General features: G+C 45.7%; 2 protein-coding genes. Both read right to left on the reverse strand.

The window, feature by feature from the left end; translation table 11 throughout:
• Nucleotides 1–2,611 (reverse strand): hypothetical protein (locus KDK18_RS06490; protein ID WP_257254056.1); only part of this gene is annotated, 2,611 nt, incomplete at its 3' end.
• A gap of 126 nt (nt 2,612–2,737) precedes the next feature.
• A partial coding sequence (locus KDK18_RS06495; protein ID WP_257254057.1) for a hypothetical protein occupies nt 2,738–3,150 on the reverse strand: 413 nt, incomplete at its 5' end.

Below are 3,150 nucleotides of genomic sequence, written 5' to 3' on the forward strand. Positions count from 1 at the left end.
TTTCAATCCTGTCAAGTCTTGTTGCTTTGTCATCACCCTCATTGACATTGATCTCAAGTGCTTTTTCTACGGCTATTAGCATCTCCAGAGCTTCTTCTTCTACCCGCTGTCCGGTTTCTTTGATGTATGTCTGAATTTCTTTAGAAATGGCGTCACGACGGTAATGCACATCGTTCTCTGTATCGAGGTTATCTATATTCAGGACACTTTCCACAGCAGTCAGTTTCTCAAGTACTTCAGGCATGACTTTGGGGTGGCCTGGTGTTTTGATGTCGTTCAGTTCATTTTCCAGCTTTGAAAGATCATAGAGTTTGTTACGCAGCATTGATTCCAGGCTTGTGCGGTCTTTCAGTGTAGTGTCTTCGATCAGATCAATACCAAGTGCCGCTGCCAGAACGGCTTTTGTCTCCTTGATGAAAGCATACTGTTTATCAAGTTGATCATCCATTGTCTTGAGTTGTTGGCGTTGAACTGCTTCTTGAGCATGCATTGCTTCAATTTTTTGAAGCAGGCATTTTTCCTGATCGTGAACATCTGCATGGATATCAAAATCCTGAATCTTCAAATGTAAGGCAATGGCTAAATAGCGGGATTTGATATGTGCTGTTTTTCTGGTGTATGAGCTGGCGCTTTGCTGAAGATGCTTTTGAATGGACTGAAAGCGGGCATCCAGATCATTTTCATTATCCGGAACAATACCGAGTTGGCCTTCAATAGTGGCCAGATTTATTTTTACAGTGTCTTCCTCAGGTTGTCCTGTTGTGGTAACTGCTCTGAAGATTTCATTAAGTTTCTCCCGGATGCGTTTGGCTTGCTCTTCTGGTGGCATGTTATCATCCCAGTCACCTATGCCAAGCTTTGTTGCTCTTTCAGAATAGTAAGCCTTTCTGGCATCACGAAGTTGTTGTGCCAGGGCTGGAATTTGTTTGCTTTCCTGCTGAAGATCCTGTTCCCGGTTTCCCAGGGCTTCCAGTTCGACACGAAGCTTTACAAGCTCATCCTCGATTCGTTGGTTTATTTGTCGTGCTTTGAGTTTTTCCTCTTCACTGGTAACTTCTGTAGCCGATAAGTGCTGCAACTCATTTTTAATATGGAGGATTGTGGCTTCTTTTGTCTGTAGCTCCTCCAGTCTTTTATACGTTTCAGGCAGCTGCCTGATCATGTCGCTAATCACTTTGTCAGCAAACTGTTCGTCGACCCCGGGAGGACCGATCTCCTTTTTGCTGATAAAGCGAATAACAGACATGAACGTTTGAATAAAGCGTTGATTAGTCAGAAGCTCTCTAATTACGGGTTTGAAGCCGAAGTGTTTTTCGAGTTGAAACTTTAACCAGGTTGGCGTGATGACAGACCAGACCGCTTTGATGTGTCCAAATGTGAATTCAAATTGATAGTCATTGTCCGGAGTAGCACTGGTCAATGCCTGCCGGAGATATTCATAGTATATAAGCCTGGCCAGTGGATATAATTTGAATTCAGTTTTGCGTTGTTCGTAGTGTGCAGCTGACTCCTCAAGCAGTGCCAACTGCCTGCTCCGAATAACGTACTGGTAGATTCTGGTGTCGTAGCTTTTAATCTGTGTTTTTAGTGCCTCAGCGGGATAATTGTTCTCAGCTTTTTCCAGGAGTTTATGGAGGTTTTCTATAAAGGCGATATCATTCGGATACTGCAACTGACCATGGAAAACAATAACCTCCCCCGGAGTTTTTTTTACTTCCAGCTTTGGATAGCCCTCAGGCACAGGGTAAGCATAAGTATCATCTTCGACGTGCACAACATATCCGATGGGTTTACTGTGTTTTAACAGTTCATTAAGAGCCTGCTGTTGTAAATCCTCTCCCAGGACATGAACCTGAATGTAGGCAGAGGTGGCTGCTGCAAGGAGAGCCTCATCATTGACGAAGAGCGATTGGCCCAGGCGCTTCAGTTCAGGAGGCTGATCACCTCCGGAGATAAGACGCATGAAGGTACGTCCATTCACTTCAACTTGTTCTACTTCAATGGTAGCGAGGGCGACATAGTGGTCACGGGTGCCGAGTTTTCCTGCTCTTTGATCGGCACCTTCGAGCACTTCGGCCAGTTGTGCGGGTCTGGCAATTTTTGTCAACGGCTCCAGAGGTTCGATGCAATCCATTTGATCAAACACAGCCTCAACTGAATCCTGATCGGTCATTCCGGCCCTGACTTCAATGACCAGTTCTCTTTCTTCAAGGTTATGGGTGAACCTGAAGACACCCTCATCAGCCACCTTCAAAATTTTGGTGTATTTCTGAGCAACGTCATTCTCGTCTGTTTCAAACAGATCAACAATGGCAACACCAGCGTCGATGCCAGAAAGAACGTCTGTGAAAGAAGGAAAGACAAAGTCTGCATTGAATGGAGCCGGATCTGGGTAGGTGGTGGTAAAGGATTTGGGTATTGGCTGCTGGTCATCACCTAAAGTCGGCTTAACTACGGCCTCACTCTGGATCAGCTCCGCTCGTCCATTGCCGTGAATACCAACAAACTTTGTCAGCAGCCTGCGATCAGCCAGTGCCTGTGTAACCATGATGGAAGAGCTGATGGCAACAGCCACTGCAAGGCTTAATGCATTGAGACGAGTATATGTCATTCTACTACCCTTATCGTCACCCTAACCTTGCTCAAAATCTGCCTGTGTTGGTTTCACGACTTCAGGCAGAAGGCCTGATTGAGCGATATTTCTCTTGTCATGTACAGGAACTCTCTTATCATCGCTTTATTGCCATTTGTAGAAGGCACCCAGAGTGTAGAAGTAAGGAATACTTTCTGCGTGGGAGAATGACCATTTAGGCACATTTTCCTTGAAGTATTTCTCCCAGCCATTTTCAAACATCTTCATGGTGCGGTCACGGCGTTCACGGAACTGCAGATAATTTTCGTCTCGAGTCCAGCCATACATCGTGTTGTTTGCTCTGACACGGCTTGCATATTCTTCATTGGTTTCACGAAAGCCCTGGGGTGGAGCAACAGCGGTACGTTTCAGATACTCATCGTCCGTTTCACCCAAGCCCCGCCAGCGATTAATTTTGTCAAGACTACGTCCAAGAGGTCCACCCAGCCATTGAGTGAGCATTCTGTTGTCGTTCATGAAAAAGTCGAAAGTGAGACTCGACGCCAGGGCGAATCCGA

The organism is Endozoicomonas sp. SESOKO3, from assembly GCF_024606255.1.